Origin of the sequence: Spirillospora sp. CA-294931, from assembly GCF_050946795.1 — a bacterium.
GTDB lineage: Bacteria > Actinomycetota > Actinomycetes > Streptosporangiales > Streptosporangiaceae > Spirillospora.
The window spans coordinates 1,373,192-1,391,490 of record NZ_CP192006.1 but is presented as its reverse complement, the minus strand read 5'-3'; the positions used below and the strand labels follow the sequence as shown (position 1 = coordinate 1,391,490).

Here is an 18,299-nt window from a genome sequence, read left to right as displayed (position 1 = left end):
ATCCCCTCTAGAAGACCGAGTCGGTCTGGTCCGGGATAACGACGCCGTTGTCATCGACCACGGGCGCGGAAGCCCCCGAAGAGGTCGTGTAGCCAGTGGTGGAGCAGGGATAGCGCCCGGCCTTGGCGGGCTTGGGCTCGATGAACATGGGATTGACGAGCCACCCGCCGTGGTAGGCGCGGCACATCACCTCGGGCTTGTTGCGGTTGACGACCAGCCGCGTTGTCGTGGCGTCCCGCAGAAAGGCCACGTCGGTATCGGAGTCCCCCGCCGCGAACACCTGCCGCAGATGGTGGGGCGCCCGCTCGAACGGTGCCGCCAGCCCGAGGATCTCCTGGTTGATCAGGCAACGCTTCCCGTCGATGTACGGAATGGCCTCGGCGTCGCCCCCGCACCCGGCAAGCCCGCTGGTCAGCCTGCCCCGGTCCCGAACCGTCCGCACCCCGATCACCCGGTTGGGCCGCACTCCGACGCCCGCCGCCCACACCTCGACCACCGGCTGCGGAGAGGCCGAAACGACCCACACGTCCAGCCCGGATCTCCGCATCGCCCCGAGCAGATCCCGCATCTGGTCGTAGTAGCGAATCCAGCCCGTCACCTCGCGGCTGCCCACCCTCTGCACGGCACCCCGGGGGGCGGAGAGGTTCTCCCGGCGAGCCGCCGCCGCGAACCCGCGCACCTGCCCCGGCGTATAACCCGCGAGCAACTGCGCGGCCCAGGCATGGGACGGCTCGGCCCGCCGATGGTCGAACCCCCCGAAGGCGTCCGCGCCACCGGTGGTCTTGCCCTCGGAGTAGACCGACAGGATCTCGTCGGCACAACCGGCGTCGGAGCTCGTCCGGAGCGGCCGGCCGGCCGGAGCGCGACCGCACGCGGCCCCCAGTGCGGCAACGCCCGCCGGGGTCAAGAAAGGACTGGTTTCAGCCCAGTCTTTTCGGGGCGGCTGCCGGACCTTGTCGTGCCGCAAGAGCCAGAAGACCATCGCGTCACCGACATCGTTCTTGATGACGGTGTTGTCCCAGTCGAAGATCGCGAGCCGCCCCCGCGTACCGCTCGCGCAGACATCGTCCAGGAACCGCTGAAGCATGACCCGATTGGCCCCGTGCCAGCTCAGCGAGGCGTCCAGCCGACCACACCGCCCCAGCCCCGCCCGCGCCCCGGGAGCGCTGAACACTCCCGAGACCACCACCAGAAGAGCGACGCCGAGCATCGAAAAGACCGTGCGGGCAGACCTCATGACACCTCACCGGTGACGACTCGGAAGGAATTTCCAAGACCGTAGACCATGAAAAGGTCCGAGTACAGACCAAATCGTCCCCTCGTTCTGGGACTTTTCGAGCCCGGCGCAGGGACGTCTATGAGGTCAGTTCGGCGGTTTCGGGGGCCGCGGTCAGGGCGGAGGTCTGGCCGGAGGGGTTGCCGAGCCAGCGGGCGTCCGCGGGGACTTCCTCGCCCTTCATCAGGAAGGAGTCGGCGGCCAGCGTCGACCCGTCGCCCATGGTCACGCCGTAGTGGACGAACGACTCGACGCCGAGGGTGCAGCGGGAACCGATCGCGGTGCGGTCGGACTTGAAGACGCCCTCCTCCAGCGAGTGGCACTGGATCACGCTGCCCGCGTTGAGCGTGCAGTCGTCCCCGATGGACACCAGCGTCTTCTCCGGAATCCCGCAGCCGTCGTCGAAGAGCCTGCGGCCCACGCGCACGCCCAGCAGACGCCAGGTCATGCCGCGGAAGGGCGTGCCCGCGAAAAGGGCCGATCCGCCCAGTTTCCACAGGCGCTCGTGCCACCAGAAGTAGGAATCGTAGATCGAGCACAGCTGCGGCCGCAGCGACCCGAACCGCAGCAGCGAACGCTCGACCAGGACGCCGTACCCGAAGCCGACCAGGAGCGAGGCCACCACGCCCACGACGATCGCGACCGTCTCGGTGGACCCGAACAGTTCCTCGGCGACCAGCCACACCACGGTCAGCGCGAACAACCCGAACCAGCGCACCAGCAGGAACAGGCCCATCGTGGCGATGTTGTAGCGGTTCTTGGCGGCCAGACGGCGGCGCGCCTCGTCCCCGGACTCCAGATGCTCGAAGGCGTGGTCCCGCTGGACCGACCGGGGGATCTCGAAGCAGGGCGAGCCGAGCAGCCCCACGCCCTCGCGGACGGGGCCGTCGACGGGCACCGCGACCTTCGTCCCGAGCAGGACGTTGTCACCGATGGCCGCGCCGGAGGGCAGCGCGATGTTGTTGCCGAAGAAGTTGCGCGCCCCGATCCTGACCTCCGACACCTTGAACGAGGTGCTGGAGAAGTCCGCGTTCATGATCCAGACCGCGTCGGAGATCATCGAGCCGCTGCCGACCGTGGTCAGGTAGGGCGAGTGGTGGTGCAGCTCGGTGCCGAAGTTGGTGCCCGTCTGCACGAGCGGACGTTCGAAGCGGTACCCGAGTGCGCGCAGGTAGTGGACGATGTAGGAGCTGTCGCCGAACAGGTCGTGGAAGAACTTGGAGTTGGTCACGCGCGTGACCGTCGCCTGGGCCCAGTAGTGGATCCCGTAGAGCGGGTAGACGCGGTCGGGCCTGACGACCAGCCCCAGCAGCCGCGGGACGACCGGCAGCAGCGCCAGCCCGACGACCAGGCCGCCGAAGAACAGGACGGCCGACAGCGCCGCGGCCTCCAGATAGAAGGCCGCGCTCCCCAGACCGCCGGGATGCTTGCCCGCGACGTCCGAGAGCACGGGCATGTGCGTGAACAGGGCGGCCAGGAGCGCGAGCCCGAGCGGCAGGACGAACACGAGCAGCGTCAGCAGCTGGGCCGTGCCGTAGAACAGCCTGCGGACCGTCCCGCAGCTCGCGGCGGCGACCCGGAGGTAGTCCGCGTCGGTCCCGCGAGCCGGGCAGCCGTGCCAGCGTTCACCGGCGGGCACCGCCTGCCCGGCGTGCAGCGACGAGGCGTGCCCGAGCTGGGCACCGTCGCCGATCGCGGTGTCGATGTCGAGCACGGTCAGATCGCCGACGAACGCGCCGGCGCCGATGGAGATCGTGCCGGTCCGGATGACGCCGTCATCGGCGCGGTACCCCGACATCGCGCACCGCTCCCGGACGACCGTCCCCGCGCCGACCGCGACCAGATCGGTGCAGACGATCGTCCTGGCGAAGATCACGGCGCCCCGGCCGACCCTCGCCCCCAGCAGCCGGAGGTAGACGTTGTAGATCGGTGAACCGGCGAACAGCGCCATGGGACTCGTCCGGACGAGCGTCTTCACCGTCCACAGGCGCACATAGGTCAGGCTCCACACGCGGTACTCGCGCGGTTTCCAGCGGCCGACCAGCGCCCATTTCGCCGCCACGGGCAGGACGCACAGGTACGCGAAGATCGTGAAGCACGCCACGACCGCGCGCCGGTAGGTGTCGGCGAACCCGCTGGCGTCCGCCACCCATTGGTAGCCGAAGATGACATGAGCCCCCAGGTAGGTGGTCCCGAGGAACAACAGCGCCTGCAGGACGCCGCACAGGACGTACTCCGATGTGCGAACCGGCGCGCGTTCCGTCCGGGTCGGCACGGCAGGCGCCACCGGGGGCACGGCACGGTCGAGCGCGGAGGCCAGGCTCCGGACCGTGGGGTGCTGGTAGACGTCCGTCATCGCCAGCGTCGCCACTCCGGACCGCTCCCGAAGCGACGCGCAGAAGCGCGCCAGCAGCAGCGAGTTGGCGCCGAGGTCGTTGAAGAAGTCGCCGTCCCGGGGCACGCTCTCCAGGCGCATGATCCCGGCGAGCGCGTCGGCGACGAGCCGCTCGGTGGCGGTCGCCGGGCCGGACGCCCCGTCCCGCGCCGCGACGGCGCGCGGGCCCACGGGCGGCGGGAGCCGATTGCGGTCGGCCTTGTCGCTCGGGAGCATCGGGATGACGTCCAGCTCCTCGAAGAACGCCGGGACCATGTACCCCGGCAGCCGCTCCCTCGCCCGTCGCCGCAGGTCATCGAGCGAGATCCGGGCGTTCCGGCGCCGGGTGTAGTACGCGACGAGTTCGATCGCCCCCGGCTCGGGCTCGTGCGTGGCGACGACCGCCTGCGCGACGCCGGGCACCTGCGACAGCACCGACTCGATCTCGGTCAGCTCGATGCGGTATCCCCGGATCTTCACCTGGGTGTCGATGCGCCCGAGGTACTCGATCTCGTTGTCGCCGTTGATCCTGCCGAGGTCACCGGTGCGGTAGATCCGGCCGGACGGGTTGTCCTCGATCCCCACGAAGTCGTGGATGAACCTGCTCTCGGTCAGGTCAGGACGGTTCACATAACCATCGGCCAACCCGATTCCCGCGATACCGATCTCACCCGTCTCCCCGGGGGCGAGCACACGGTTCTCGTCCGGGTCCAGGATGACCGCCGCGTAAGTGGGCAGCGGGACGCCGATCGTGACCGGCCGGTCAGGGCGCAGCGTCGTCCAGGTGGCGGTGACGGTCGCCTCGGTGGGACCGTAGACGTTGAGGAACCTGCGGCCGCGCCGGTGCCAGCGGGCGACCAGGTCCTGGGGGCACGCCTCGCCGGAGACCAGCAGAAACCGCAGGCCCGGAAGGTCCTGTTCGAGCGTGGCCAGCAACGTCGGGACGCAGCACATCGCGCTGACCCGCATGTCGCGCAGGAACTCCCACAGCTCACCTCCGACCAGCGCCGGACCGCTCGGCCTCGGCACCAGCGTCGCGCCCGCGGCCAGGGACACCCAGATCTCCTCGACCGAGAAGTCGAACGCCAGCGTCATCCCCTGGTACATGCGATCGGAGCGCTCGACCCCGTACACCTCGACCGCGACCCGCACGAAGTTGCAGATGGCCGCGTGCCCGACCGCGACGCCCTTCGGCCGTCCCGTGGAGCCGGAGGTGTAGATGATGTAGCACAGGTCGTCGGCCGGTTCGCCCTTCTCCGCGTCCGACAGGCGCTCGCCGGGCCTGGCGTCCACGTCCCGCTCGACCTCGTCCAGGCACAGGACGTCGGCCTCGCCCAGCAGTTCACGCAGGTGCGAGAGCGACAGCACGGTCCCGACACCCGCGTCCGCCACGATGTAGGCCAGCCGCTCGACCGGATAGCCCGGGTCAAGCGGCACGTACGCCGCGTTGACCTTCAGGACGGCCAGCATGGCGACGTAAGACGACACGGCCCGGTCGAACAGCAGCCCGACCCGATCGCCGGGCCCGATCCCGGTCGCCAGCAGGTGACGAGCCAGCCGATTGGCCCGCGCGTCCAGCTCGTCATAGGTGAGCCGGACGCCACCGGAATCGACGGCGAGATGGTCCTGCTCGCCTTTGGCCCGCAGCCCGTCGCACCGCTCCTCGAAAAGCCGCTCCAGCCGCTCCCCGGCCCGCCAGCGGATCGCGCCGTCCCGTTCCGCGCACAACAGAACATGCTCCGCGGTAACGTGACCGGCCGCGTCTCCCGGGTCCGCGCTCGATCGAGCGACGCCATTCGTCGTCATCGTCATTCCTTCGGTGGGGGGGTCAGACAGTGACCGACTCAGACTCCGTGCGATGGTGCCCTGGAAAAGCATTACCGAGAGTGGATCTGGCCGGAGTTGGTCATGCTATCCAAATCAACCGTTCCAACCACTTGCTGATCCCTGCCCGCCATCATGCATTCCGCGCCAGTTTTGGTGGGCCGATAATTCTGACCTGCACTTGCCTCACAGGTCAGATAGCCCGTGGCCCTCCTCGCGTCCCAAAAGGAACACGCCCAGGTAAGACCACCCCTGCACATTAGCTAGACCGCCCGAACACCACCTGAACGCCCGCCCCGAGAACCCTGAACGCATTGACCTCCTCAGGGGGCGGAGCCCTGAGCCTATTCCGCGGTGCGGACTGGCCGGACCGACCACACCTGTGCCACCAGAACGGCCCCCGCGCCGAACAGCGCCACGCCTAGAGGGACATGGACGGCGACGTCCCCGCTGGAACCCACCAGGAACTGAACGCTGGTGAACACCATCAGCAGCAGGGTGACGGCCAGGTACCGCCACGATCCGCGTCCCGCCCGCCACACCAGGAGCGCGGCGACGGCCTGGAGGAGCAGCGCGAACGAGACGACACCACTCGTCGCATGGTGCAGCTGAGCGCCGTCCTCATCGGACATGAGCTGTCCGGCGGTGATCCCCTGCGTCAGCAGGGCCACGGCCAGGAACACCGAGGTCGCCTTCATCAGGCCGAAGAACCGCGGCGGCAGGGCCGGGGAGGGCGGCTTGGTCGATCCTGACATCGATTCACTCCTTAATGGTCGTGACATGAAGAGCCCCGGCGCACAAAAGCGCCGGGGCCGACAGCGCGTGAACGGGCCGCTTACGGCTGCGCGTCCAACCACTCCTGGAAGGTCGGGCCGGCGAGCTTGGCGTGCGGACCGGGCAGGAACGCCCCCTTGGCCGCGATCCCGGCATCGGGCATGCCGGCCCCGTCGACGCCGACGACCGTGATGCCCCGCCGAGCGCCGAGAAGTGCGGCCGCCTCGGCCATGCTCTCCTCACGAGGTCCGGCGATCTCGGGAATCGGCGTCCCGTGAACGCGCTCGCCCGGATCGATCGCCATATCGACCAGTTCCTCGGCCACGGCACGGCAGGCCACGAGCTGAGTGGGCAAGGCCGGGATATAGGCGACGTCGCCGTCCTGCCAATCCAGGAGCTGACCGACGAATTCATGGAACTGCGCGGCCCGCAGGATACGAGCGGGCAGCGGACCGGCCAGATTCGCCTCCTCGTGCACCTGCTGGGCGGCGATGAATCCGGCCGTGGCCTTGTCGGCGCCGATGATGGACACGGCCACGATCCGGCCGACTCCCGCGCTCTGCCCGAACGCGTGCAGATTTCGGGTGGCGATTCGGAAGAACTCCGTTGCCTCCTCCTGGTCGGAGCCGTGCCAGGACGCGACATCGATGATGACCTCGACCCCGCCAAGAGCCTCGGCGAGCCCCTCACCGGTAATGACGTCCACCCCGCTGGCCCGAGACATCGGAACGACCGGGTACCCCCGTTCGCCGAGGACGTCCACAACGTGCCGTCCCAGCCGACCCGTCGCTCCGGCCACGGCCACCTTGCCAGTGCTCATGTTCCCTGCCTTTCACAACGTCGTGACGACCACGAGACGACGGCGCCCTGACCTCCGTAACAGCACCGCCGTGTGACACAAGTCACCGACCGTGCGCGTTACGGAACAGCCAGGGCCGGAGTCCAGTGCGCAGGACCGGGAACGAGCAGGCAGGAGCCATGGACATGAGCGAGCGCAGCGAACCGATCCCCAACGAGCCTCGTGTGGCGGACTCCGCCACCCGGGTGTTCGTCGTCCACCGCAACCTGCTGTTCACCGTCGCCTACGAGATGCTCGGTTCGGCCGCCGACGCCGAGGACGTCCTGCAGGAGACCTGGCTGCGCTGGGTCGGCGTCGACCTGGCCACCGTGCGGGAACAACGCGCCTATCTCGTCCGGATCGTCACCCGGCTGGCGCTGGACCGGCTGCGCACGCTCGGTCGCCGCAAGGAGTCCTACATCGGCCCCTGGCTGCCCGAGCCGCTGCTGACCACGCCCGACGTCGCCGAGGACCTGGAACTGGCCGAAAACGTCTCGATGGCGATGCTGCTGGTCCTGGAAACACTCGCCCCCACCGAACGGGCGGTGTTCGTCCTCCGCGAGGTGTTCGACCTGAACTACGACGAGATCGCCGAAGCCGTCGGCAAGAGCCCGGCCGCGGCCCGCCAGCTCGCCTACCGCGCCCGGGCCCACGTCGCCGCCCGCCGTCCGCGCGGCACCGCCTCACCGGCCGAGACCCGAGCCGCCCTCCAGGCCTTCCAGCACGCGGTCGAAACCGGCGACCTCCAGGGCCTCCTCGACATCCTCGCCCCGGACGTCGTCGCCCTGAGCGACGGCGGCGGAATCAAACACGCCCTCCTCCGCCCCATCGTGGGCGCGGACAAGGTGGCCCGCCTCCTGGCCACCGGCTGGTGGAAACGCGACGCCGAAAGATCGGTCGAGCCGGTCCAGATCAACGGCGGCCCAGGCCTGCTCATCCGAATCAACGGCGAGATCGACGGCGTCCTGGCGGTAAGCCTCGAAAACGGCTACATCACCGGCGCCTACCACGTCCGCAACCCCGAAAAACTCTCCCACCTCCACCACGAAACCCCCATAACCCGCTAACTCCAGCACGAACCCTGGCCCCGACCGCTCAGCGGATCGAGAGCCGGTGTAGGTCCGCCACCGCCGGTCAGTGGCCGATGTTGCGGTCGCCTGCCTCGACCAGGCCGCTCTCGTAGGCGAAGATGACGATCTGGGCGCGGTCGCGTAGGCCTAGCTTGGTGAGGATGCCGGAGACGTGCGTCTTGACGGTCGCGGGTCCGATGAACAGCTCTTCGGCGATCTCGGAGTTGCTCGATCCGCGGGCCACGGCGGCCATCACTTCGCGCTCGCGGTCGGTGAGGCGTTCCAGGCGTTCGGCCGCGGCGGTGTTGACGCTCAGCCGCCTGGCGAACCGGCCGATCAGCCGGCGGGTGATCGAGGGGGCCAGCAGAGCGCCGCCGTCGGCGACGGTGCGCACGGCGGTGGCGAGCTGGTCGGGTGGGATGTCCTTGAGGACGAAGCCGCTGGCACCGGCGTGCATCGCCCGGTAGACGTACTCGTCCGGGTCGAACGTGGTCAGGATGAGCACCCGGACGTTCCAGTCGGATTCGGCCAGGATCCGCTCGGTGGCCTCCAGACCGTCCATGTCCGGCATCCGGATGTCCATGAGGATCACGTCGGGCCGGTGCCGGCGCGCCGCCTCGATCGCCTCGGTGCCGGTCCCGGCCTCGGCGACGACCTCGATGTCGTCGTGGATCTGCAAGATCATGGCGAAGCCGCCGCGGACGAGGGCCTGGTCGTCGACGATGGCGACACGGATGCTCACGCGGGCTCGCCTCCGGTGGGCAGGTGGGCGGTGACGTCGAACCCGCCGTCCGGGCGCGGCCCGGCGTCGAGTGTGCCGCCCAACAGTAGTGCCCGCTCCCGCATCCCCACGATGCCGTGGCCGCGCGTTCCGTCCTGGGCGTCTCCCGGCAGGGCGGCGGTGCCGCCGCCGTCGTCGCGCACCTCGATGACGATCTCGCCGCCGACGGCCCCGAGCCGGACGTCGGCGTGGGCGCCGGGACCGGCGTGCTTGAGCACGTTGGTGAGCGCCTCCTGAACGATGCGGTAGGCGAACAGGTCCACGCGAGCGGGCAGTCCGGTCGGGAGCGTGGCGAGCGACAGGGTCACCGCGACGCCCGTCGCGCGGATCTGGTCGGCGAGGCGGGGAACGTCGGCCAGGCCGGGCTGGGGCTCGGGGCCGCCGGCATCGTTCTCAGGACGCAGGACGCCGAGCAGGTGGCGCAGCTCGGCCAGCGCCTGCCGTCCCTCCTCTTCGACCGCCCCCATCGCCCGCAGTGCCTGCTCCGGGATCGGGCCGTCGGCGGCGTGCGCGGCCATCGCCTTGGCCGCGCCCGCCTGAACGGTCATGACGCTCACCCGATGGGCCACCACGTCGTGCAGCTCGCGGGCGATGCGCGTCCGCTCCTCGGCCACGATGCGGACGGCCTCGGCGGCCTGTTCGGCGACGAGCCGGGCCGCGTGGCGATCACGCAGCCGGAGACCGCGCCCCACGTACCAGAGCCCGACCATGACGATGACCCCGAAGACGGCCTCACTCCACGGCGCGGATTCCGTACGCAGGTCAACGGTGACCAGGGCGACGGCCGCCACGACGCCCGCGGGCCCCCGCCATGAGTCCGGCGAGTACCGTCCGGCGCTGTACAGGGCGATGAGCACCGGAACGCCGACGAGGTTGCGCGTGGTCGGCAGCAACAGGGCCCAGGCGATCAAGGTGACGCTCAGCACGGCCAGAGGTGCCTGGCGTCGCCAGTACAACGCCGTACCGGCCGCGGCGAAGACCGGCAGGGCGGCGAGGTTGAGGACGCGAAGGGGACGGAAGCCCAGGGCGTCTCCGGGCATGTCGTGCACGAACACCAGCACGAGGAGGACCAGCCCGGCGAGGACGGCGTCCATGGCGCGCGGCCAGCGGGCGAAAGGCCCCTGGAGCCTTCCGGGACGGCCTGCCGCGGCTTCGGCGGACCGGCGGGAAGGCGGTGTTGTGCGGTTCACCAGCGCTCCACGGTGCGAGATGCGGTGCCCTCCGCGGCTTGTCGGCGGGCGCGGGGCCACCGTATGCGGGAACGGACACACCGGTCATCCGCCGCGAGGCGGAGCGGGCCTCCGCTGCGCGACGGGGATCGGCTCCGCCGGTGGACGGGCGACTGCGGCGGCCCCGGCGAGCACGGTTGGTGCGACAGCTCACCCCGGCGCACTCGCCGCCGCATCCGTCCTCCCGAAGGAGCACCGTCATGCAACGCGTCATCCGTCGCATCGGCGACACCAGCGCCCGCCGACCATGGCTAACGATCGGGCTCTGGACTCTCCTGGCCGTTCTTGTCATCGGGCTGGCGGGCACCGCGGGCGGCAGGTTCGCCGACGACCTCGTCGCTCCGGGCAGCCAGAGCGAACGGGCGATGGAGCTTCTGGAGGAGCGCTTCCCGCAGGCGGCCGGTGGCAGCGCCAAGGCGGTCTTCGCCGCTCCGGAGGGTGAACGGCTCGACCGCTACCGACCCGCCATCCGGGCGGCCCTCGTCCGGATCGCCGATGCCGAGGACGTGGCCGCCGTCGCCGACCCGTTCGCCACCGGCACGGTGTCGCGCGATGGGCGCATCGGCTACGCCGAGGTCACCTTCGACCGGCCCTCGGCCGGGCTCGGCCCCGAGCCGGTGAAGGCGATCACCGGCGCGCTGGAGCCGGTACGGGCCGCCGGCGCCGTCGCGGAGGTCGGCGGCGACGCCGCGTTCGTCAACGCCGAGACCGAGACCTCGGGCACCGAGGTGGCCGGTCTGCTGGCCGCCCTGGTCGTGTTGCTCGTCGTCTTCGGAACGGTCGTCGCCGCCCTGGTGCCGATCGCGATCGCGATGGTCACGGTGGCCACCGGGCTGTCCGCCATCGCGCTGCTGGCCCATGTCATGGACGTCACGATCGCCGCGACGAGCGTCGGAATGCTGATCGGTCTCGGCGTCGGCATCGACTACGCCCTGTTCATCGTGGCCCGCTACCGCCAGAACCGGACGGCCGGCCAGGACAACGGCACCGCACTGTCGAACGCCATGGCGTCGGCGGGCTCGGCGGTCCTGTTCGCCGGAGGCGCCGTCGTCGTCGCGATGTCGGCGCTGCTGCTGACCGGCTTGGGCCTGCTGGCCTCGATCGGGCTCGGCGCCGCGCTGGTCGTGCTCTTCGCCGTGGCCACCGCCCTCACCCTGCTGCCCGCACTGCTGTCCCTGCTGGGCGACCGTATCGACGCCGGACGCGTCGTCCGCCGCCGCTCCCCCGTCAAGCGCCCCGAGGACGGGGCATGGTGGCGTCTGGCGCATCGTGTCTCGGGCCGCCCCTGGCCGTATCTGCTCGGCGCGACGGCGCTGCTGCTCACGCTCGCCGCCCCGGCGTTGTGGATGCAGACCGGCTTCCCCGACGCCGGCGACGACAGGACGAGCACGACCCACCGCCGCGCGTACGACCTCCTGGCGGAGGGCTTCGGCCCCGGCCACAACGCCCCGCTGCTGCTCGTCGCCGACCTGCGCCGCCCGGGCGTGACCGTCCAGACCATCCCCGACCTCACCGAACGTCTCGCCGCCGACCCCGGCATCGCCGCGGTGGGCTCGCCGCGAACCTCTCCCCAGGGGGACGCGGTCGTCGTGCCCGCGATCCCCACCAGCGCCCCCGCGGACGCCGAGACCTCCCGGACGCTGGAACGGGTTCGCGACCTGGCCCCCGCCAACGTCGCCGTCTCCGGCATGACGGCCATGACCGACGACCTCACCCGGCAGCTCGACAAGACCCTCCCGGTCTTCATCGCCGCGGTCCTGGCCGCGTCGTTCCTGCTCCTGATGGTGCTGTTCCGCGCCGTCGTCGTGCCGCTGAAGGCCGCCGTCATGAACCTGCTGTCGATCGGCGCCGCCTACGGCGTCGTGGTCGCGGTGTTCCAGTGGGGGTGGTGCGCGGACCTGTTCGGCCTGGACGGAACGTATGCGATCGCCTCACCGCTGCCCACGATCTTCTTCGCGGTCCTGTTCGGCCTGTCCATGGACTACGAGGTGTTCCTGCTCTCCCGCATCCGCGAGAGCTACGACGCCACCGGCGACAGCACCGAGTCGGTCGCGCGCGGCCTGGCGGGCACCGGCCGGGTGATCACCTCCGCCGCTCTGATCATGACGGTGGTCTTCCTCGGCATCGTCGCCCACCCGTCACCGATGGTGAAGATGCTCGGCCTGGGCCTGTCCACGGCGATCCTGCTCGACGCCACGGTCGTCCGGATGCTCCTTGTGCCCGCGACCATGGCCCTGCTGGGCAAAGCCAACTGGTGGCTCCCCCGCTGGCTCGACCGCCGGCTCCCCCACCTGACCGACCCGGCCACCGATCCCCTCCCCGGCACCCCCGCGTCGGACCCGGCGCCCGCCGCCCGCTGAGAAGAACGCCCAGGTGACCAGCGCGAGAGCGACCCCGAGAACCGTGGGGCCGAGCCAGCCGGTGGCATCGAACAGCACCATCGTCGCGGCCGCCCCCAGCGCGAAACCGAGAAGACCAGCTCGGCCCCGATCGCGGCCCTGGCGCGGTCGGGGTAGGCAGTCGCGAGGACGTGCTGGTCCGAGTACCGTCGACCAATCGGCCGCAGGCCTCATCCATCAAGCCCCCGCGGATCTCCCGTACGACAGCCAGGCTCACCCGAGGCCACACCCAGCCCGCAAGACGAACGACCAAGACGGTAGAACTTCAGGAATCCCGAGCTCGCTTCAGATACCAGAACAGGCAAAGATCCCAAAGAACGCCCAGGTCCTGGACTACAGAGACCACGGAGCCCTCAGCAAACTCTGGGGTTGTTGCTTAGTTGGGGTATGCAGGACGCCCGCACTGCCATACGTACCGCGGCTCAATGACCAAGGTGGAGGTCTTCGCACATGAAGGTCGGACCGAACGCCAACTTCCCAGTGAAAGTGCGACACCAATCAGAGGAAGTGTTCCCGGAGACCGCTCATCTCTACGCGAACGTCTTCGCCGTCTCGCTCAACGTCACGGTGGACATCATGTTCGTACCGGATCTCTCCGGCAGCGCGCCACCGTGGGACGTCCGGACGCTGCCCCAGGACATCGATGTCATCACGACCGTGCCGCAGGCCCGGATGGTCTCGGCGCTGCTGAGCACGTACGTGGTGACACCCAATGCGAGGTATGCCGGGACCGAGGAGAGTTTCGGCGCTCTGGGAGACGGCGTGGACGAACCGTCGGGCGTGGTCTTCTACGTCACCCCGGCTGAGTTCGATCGCTACCGCGCGGACCTGGACGCCCTCAGCGAGGTCACGAGCCCCACGTTTACCGGCGAGAAAGTGAACGACCTTCGTGAGTACAAGGTTGTCGCGTTCATCGAGCGAAGAATCCTCGACTCGGCGTGGCTCCGATCCCAGGACGCCATCACGCTCGGCCGCCCCATTTCTCCTGCGGAGACGTAACCCGGCCCTTCCCTGCCCCGGCAACCAGATGCCGTCGCAGGCGCCAATGACCAGCTGGACTTGGTTGACCCTGAACGTCCACACCCAGCTAATCCGCAACCTCGCCCAAGACCTGCGCCGCCCTGGGGCACCCAGCCGAGCCGGTCAGCGCCCGCGGCCCACGACGAAGTCAGTGACACGCGTCCCGTGTGAGGCCGACGAACCCGCCACGACCGTGTCGGGCGGCCCCCCGCCTCCACCTGCTATCCCTTGGGGAATTGCAGGCAGGCTCTGACCAGCACACCAACCAGGGAGCCACAAAGCAAGCACGGTTCCCGACGACCGCGCATGCGCTCCACCCCGCAGGTACAGCAGTGGCCGGGGGCGGCGCCCCACAGGACTTCACCAAACCCGGTGCAGCTCACACCGAGGCCGAGTTCGCCGACGCGGTGATCGCACGTTGGGGACAGAGCGCGGCCGCGCAGTGTCAGGGATCGAATGCGTGCTCCTGAGCTGCGAGCGCGTCCTGGACACCCCCGCCGGTCAACCGGACAAGCACGGCCACTACCCCCTGCATCCCGACACCGCACGGTGCCTGCGCCGACTTCGCGAACTGGGAGTGTCAGTCCCCGTTACCCTCACCTGCACTGCCAGCACACTCTGTGAGCAGGCAGGCTTTCCGCAGCGGCTTCGCGACGCCGGCGCGCTCGCCCTCCACACCAGCCGCCTCAGACAGCGCGAGCCCCAGCATGAATACTTCGCCACGGTGCACCGCGCCTGTCAGGTGCCGGTCGAGCGCATCCTGCATGTGGGCGCCCGATTCCACGCCGACGTCCTGGCTCCCCTCGAAGCCGGGTTGAAGGCCGCACTGACCGCTCCCGATACTTCGGCGGGCCGCCTGTTGGCCACAGCCGCACCGACCACCTGGTCCGATGAATCGTGGCATGGCGGTGCATCTCTCAGGCGGGTACGGGTTCGAAGACGAGGGTGCCGTTGTGGCCACCGAAGCCGAAGGAATTGGACAGGACGACGCCGGGGACGAGCGGTCGGGGGCGGGTTACCAGGTCGATGTCGCAGGCTGGGTCCTGGGTGTGGAGGTTGGCGGTGGGATGGATCAGCTGGTGGCGCAAAGTCAGGGCTACGACGGCGGCCTCGATCGCGCCCGCGCCGCCCATGGCGTGTCCGGTGATGCTCTTGGTCGCGGTGACGGGGACCGCGCGGTCTCCGAAGAGGCGGCTGATGGCCTGCGCCTCTCCCAGGTCGTTGAGGGAGGTGGACGTGCCGTGGGCGTTGATGTGGGTGACCTGTGCCGGAGTACGGCGGGCGTTGCCGAGAGCGGTTCTCATGCACTGATAGGCGCCGTCGCCGTCGGGGCGCGGAGTAACCAGGTGATAGGCGTCCGAGGTGGCGGCGTATCCGGTGAGTTCGGCGTAGATCTGTGCGCCGCGGCGCACGGCGCCTTCCAAGTTCTCCAGGACCAGGAACGCGGCGCCTTCGCCGAGCACGAAACCGTCACGGTCGGTGTCGAAGGGGCGTGAGGCGGTGCGAGGGTCGTCGACACGCCGCGACAGCGCGCGACATCGGTGAAAGGCCAGCAGGTTGTTGGGAGTGACGTTGGCCTCCGCGCCGCCCGCGACGGCCATGTCGGCGTGGCCGTCGCGGATGAGGTTCAGAGCCTGGCCGATGGCGAAGGTTCCGGAAGCGCAGGCGGTCGAAACGGTCATGCTGGGGCCGGTGATGTCATGGCTCATGCTGATCACGGCCGCTGCGGCATTGGGCATGATCATGGGGACGTGGAGGGCGCGGAGCTTTCCGTGGCCGTACTCGTCGCGTTGCAGCAGGGCCTGTTCCTGCGTGTGCTGGCTACCGATGCCGGTTCCGGCGATCACCGCGCGCCGTTCGGCCGGAACCGTGATGGCGCCGCTGCCGTCGGTGGCGTCGCTGAGCGCGTCGGTCGCGGCGCAGAACGCCAACTGAGTACAGCGGTCAAGTCGTCTGGCCTGCTTGAGGCTCAGGTAGGCCGAGGGGTCGAAATCGTGGATCTGGCAGGCGAAGTCGACCGGCAGCCTGTCGGTGTCGAAACTGGTGATCGTCCGGGCGGTGCTCGCCGCGGCCGACAGCGTGTTCCACAGCTCCTTGGGCGTTGATCCAGCCGGGGTCCGTACACCGAGCCCGGTCACCACGACACGATGGCGCCGGGCAGTCACATCGCCTCCCTCAGGCGACGGACCTGCTCGACGACGTCGGCGACGGTGGCGACGCTGGCGAATACTTCCTGGTCGAGGATCTCCAGGCCCCAGACATCCTCCAGCGCGGTGTACACCTCGGCGATGTCGAGGCTGTCGGCCCCAAGGTCCTCGCGCAGATCCGCCCCGGGTACCACGGCATCGGGTGCGATCTCCAGGACGTCCGCGCAGGCGGTGCGAACGCTGTCCACAACTTCATCGGTACTCACGACGGGCACCTCTCACGATCTTTGACGGAGTCGATCGGCAGACGTCTTCCCGCGGGTGATCAAGATGACTGCCAGGCAAGTGGTGAAGGCTCCGGCCCGGGAACCACCAGTTGGCCCGGCCTGCCAGGCGCATGAGCGCGGGGACCAGCAGGCAGCGGACGAGCGTGGCGTCCACCAGTACGGCGAGGCCGAGGCCGACGCCGAACATCTTCACCGCCGTCAGGCCGGAGGTGGTGAAGGCCGCCAGGACCACCACCATGAGCGCGGCGGCCGTGGTGACGAGGCGGCCGGTCTGCTGAAGGCCGTGGGCGACCGCGTCGGTGTTGTCGCCGCTGGCGCGGTGGCGTTCCTGGATGCTGGACAGCAGGAACAGGTGGTAGTCCATGGACAGCCCGTAGGCGATGCAGAGGATCACCATGACGATCATGATGTCGAGCGTCCCTGTGGGGGTGAAGTCTCCGACGAGCCCGCGCAGATGACCGTCCTGGAAGATGAAGACCAGGGCGCCGAACGTGGCGGTGAGGCTGAGGACGTTGAGCACGACGGCCTTCACGGGCAGCAGCAGGCTCCGGGTGAAGGCCGCGATGAGCAGGAGCGAGGCCGCCACCATGATGGCGGCGGCCCAGGGGACCCGGCCGGCGACCGCCTCCGTGACGTCGGCGAACCGGGCGGCGTCGCCGCCTACAAGTGCCGAACCGGGCGCAGGAACGGCACGGATGCGGCGCACCAGATCCGAGCCGGCCGCGGACACGGGTTCGGCTGAGGAGGCGACCGAGAGCCAGGTGCCGCTGGGAGTCTGGAAACCGGCCGTCTGGGAGCGGGCGCCGGAGATCCGACTTCCGGACCGGTAGGTGCCGGCGGCGAAGTCCACACGCGTCACGGTGGGCAGGCGCGACAGGTCGCGGGCATAGCCGTCCAGCCCGGGTGGCGTACGGGCGCCGGCGTCGGGCAGCACTACGGATGCCGCGGTGACGGACTCGGGGAACTGGCTGCGCACGACTTGCGCGGTGACGTGCGCGGGTGCCTTGGCGGGCAGCACTCGGTCGTCGGCAACGCCGAACTGGACCCCTAGGAAGGGCAGCCCAAGGCCAGCCAGCAACCCCGCGGTGACGAGCGCGATGATGACCGGCCTGCGCATCACCGCGAGCGCCAACCTGCTCCACAGATCCCCGCCCTGACCGCGTGGTGTGCCGCCGGAGGGCCGTGCGCGGCGGCGGCCGGACCGAACCGCGAACCGGTCGATGCGGTGACCGAGCAGGGCCAGCAGGGCGGGAAGTGTGATCACCGCGGCCAGCACGGTGAACGCCACGACCGGGATGCCCGCATAGGCCATGGAACGCAGCGCGTAGGTGGGGAAGGTCAGGGCGGCCGCCATCGACAGCATCACGGTCACACCGCTGACTGCCACAGTCTGCCCGGCGGTGCGCACGGTGGCCGACACCGCGTCCGGCACCGCCACCCCGGCGGCCAGCTCCTGCCTGAATCGGGCGACCACCAGAAGGCTGTAGTCGATCGCAAGCCCGATACCCAAGATGGTGACGGTGTTGAGTGCATAGACCGACACATCGGTCAGCGAAGACAGCAACCGCAATATGGGGAAGGTCGCGATGATCGCCAACCCCGCGATCAACAGCGGAAGCAGCGCCGCCGTCACGCTGCCGAACGCCAGCACCAGGCAGCCCAGCACGATCGGCGCGGCGATCAGCTCGCCGCGCCGCAGGTCGGCCATCCCCTGGCGGTTGGCCTCGGAGATGACCTGGGCGGGGCCGGTGACTGCCAGACGGAGCGTGCCCTGACGATCGCCCACCGCCGCAACGACGTCTGCGGTGTGCCGCTGCTGGCGCTCGGCGCCGCCCGCCAGCCTCACCAGCAGCAGTGCCCGCCGCCCATCGAACGAACGCAGCCTGGGCGATGGCGTCTGCTGCCAGTAGGACGTCGTCCATCGCACGTCCGACCGGGCTGCCAGCCGTCGGGTCAGTTCCCGCCCGGCGGCCGCGGCGGCGGGTTCATCGACCGTCCGTGGGGCCGTCGCCACCAGCAGCAGGTCGGGTCCGCCGGCACCGAAGCCTTCGGCCAGTAGCCGGTCGGCACGCTCGGACTGCGAGTCCGGGATGGCCAGATCCACTCCCGCCACGTGCCGCTCGACTCCAACCGCCAGCGGCAGGGAGATCATGGCCGCGACGGCGGTGACGATCAGGATCAGGGCCTTGTGCCGAACGATCGCGGGCACCGAGCCTCCGTCTCGTGGGTTCTGCGCCAGGCGCGGACATTGGACGGCGTCGACTGGCATAGCGCGAAATC

General features: G+C 69.8%; 13 protein-coding genes. 3 read left to right on the top strand and 10 right to left on the bottom strand.

Translation table 11 applies throughout. The features are described from left to right. Window positions 1-7: 7 nt before the first annotated feature. The 4 genes from ACQPY4_RS06565 to ACQPY4_RS06550 form a co-directional block, all read right to left on the bottom strand. Entirely contained in the window at window positions 8-1,237 is a 1,230-nt protein-coding gene (locus ACQPY4_RS06565; protein ID WP_433333471.1) for a haloacid dehalogenase-like hydrolase, read from the bottom strand. 118 nt (window positions 1,238-1,355) lie between these two features. Beyond that, window positions 1,356-5,378 (bottom strand): Pls/PosA family non-ribosomal peptide synthetase, encoded by a 4,023-nt coding sequence (locus ACQPY4_RS06560; protein WP_433333469.1) that lies wholly within the window; start codon window positions 5,376-5,378, stop codon window positions 1,356-1,358. A 440-nt stretch (window positions 5,379-5,818) separates the two neighbouring features. Further along, a complete protein-coding gene (locus tag ACQPY4_RS06555) occupies window positions 5,819-6,229 on the bottom strand; it encodes a hypothetical protein (protein WP_433333467.1) in 411 nt (136 codons plus the stop codon). An 80-nt stretch (window positions 6,230-6,309) separates the two neighbouring features. Continuing rightward, a complete protein-coding gene (locus ACQPY4_RS06550) occupies window positions 6,310-7,047 on the bottom strand; it encodes an SDR family oxidoreductase (protein ID WP_433333465.1) in 738 nt (245 codons plus the stop codon). Window positions 7,048-7,232: 185 nt separating this feature from the next. Here ACQPY4_RS06550 and ACQPY4_RS06545 point away from each other — a divergent pair, with 185 nt between their 5' ends. Next, window positions 7,233-8,153, top strand: coding sequence for an RNA polymerase sigma-70 factor (locus tag ACQPY4_RS06545; protein WP_433333463.1), 921 nt, complete (start codon window positions 7,233-7,235; stop codon window positions 8,151-8,153). Window positions 8,154-8,220: 67 nt separating this feature from the next. On the opposite strand, the gene ACQPY4_RS06540 is transcribed toward ACQPY4_RS06545, so the two are convergent. Continuing rightward, window positions 8,221-8,898, bottom strand: a complete 678-nt coding sequence (locus ACQPY4_RS06540) for a response regulator (RefSeq protein ID WP_433333461.1) — start codon at window positions 8,896-8,898, stop codon at window positions 8,221-8,223. Then, window positions 8,895-10,127, bottom strand: a complete 1,233-nt coding sequence (locus ACQPY4_RS06535; RefSeq protein ID WP_433333459.1) for a sensor histidine kinase — start codon at window positions 10,125-10,127, stop codon at window positions 8,895-8,897. The genes ACQPY4_RS06540 and ACQPY4_RS06535 overlap by 4 nt, the downstream gene beginning before the upstream one ends. Before the next feature lie 239 nt (window positions 10,128-10,366). Here ACQPY4_RS06535 and ACQPY4_RS06530 point away from each other — a divergent pair, with 239 nt between their 5' ends. Then, window positions 10,367-12,526 carry an MMPL family transporter gene (locus tag ACQPY4_RS06530; protein WP_433333457.1) on the top strand — a complete coding sequence of 720 codons (2,160 nt, stop codon included), beginning with the start codon at window positions 10,367-10,369 and terminating at the stop codon, window positions 12,524-12,526. Window positions 12,527-13,015: 489 nt separating this feature from the next. Further along, window positions 13,016-13,564, top strand: coding sequence for a hypothetical protein (locus ACQPY4_RS06525; protein WP_433333455.1), 549 nt, complete (start codon window positions 13,016-13,018; stop codon window positions 13,562-13,564). Window positions 13,565-14,165: 601 nt separating this feature from the next. On the opposite strand, the gene ACQPY4_RS06520 is transcribed toward ACQPY4_RS06525, so the two are convergent. The 4 genes from ACQPY4_RS06520 to ACQPY4_RS06505 all read right to left on the bottom strand — a co-directional run bounded on the left by ACQPY4_RS06520 (window position 14,166) and on the right by ACQPY4_RS06505 (window position 18,288). After that, window positions 14,166-14,369, bottom strand: coding sequence for a hypothetical protein (locus tag ACQPY4_RS06520; protein WP_433333453.1), 204 nt, complete (start codon window positions 14,367-14,369; stop codon window positions 14,166-14,168). Between the two features lie 133 nt (window positions 14,370-14,502). After that, window positions 14,503-15,750: a beta-ketoacyl-[acyl-carrier-protein] synthase family protein gene (locus tag ACQPY4_RS06515; protein WP_433333451.1), complete on the bottom strand. Its 1,248-nt coding sequence runs from the start codon at window positions 15,748-15,750 to the stop codon at window positions 14,503-14,505. Next, window positions 15,747-15,998: an acyl carrier protein gene (locus ACQPY4_RS06510; protein ID WP_433333449.1), complete on the bottom strand. Its 252-nt coding sequence runs from the start codon at window positions 15,996-15,998 to the stop codon at window positions 15,747-15,749. The genes ACQPY4_RS06515 and ACQPY4_RS06510 overlap by 4 nt, the downstream gene beginning before the upstream one ends. Further along, window positions 15,985-18,288 (bottom strand): MMPL family transporter, encoded by a 2,304-nt coding sequence (locus ACQPY4_RS06505; protein ID WP_433333447.1) that lies wholly within the window; start codon window positions 18,286-18,288, stop codon window positions 15,985-15,987. Before ACQPY4_RS06505 ends, ACQPY4_RS06510 begins: the two co-directional genes overlap by 14 nt. Window positions 18,289-18,299 lie beyond the last annotated feature (11 nt).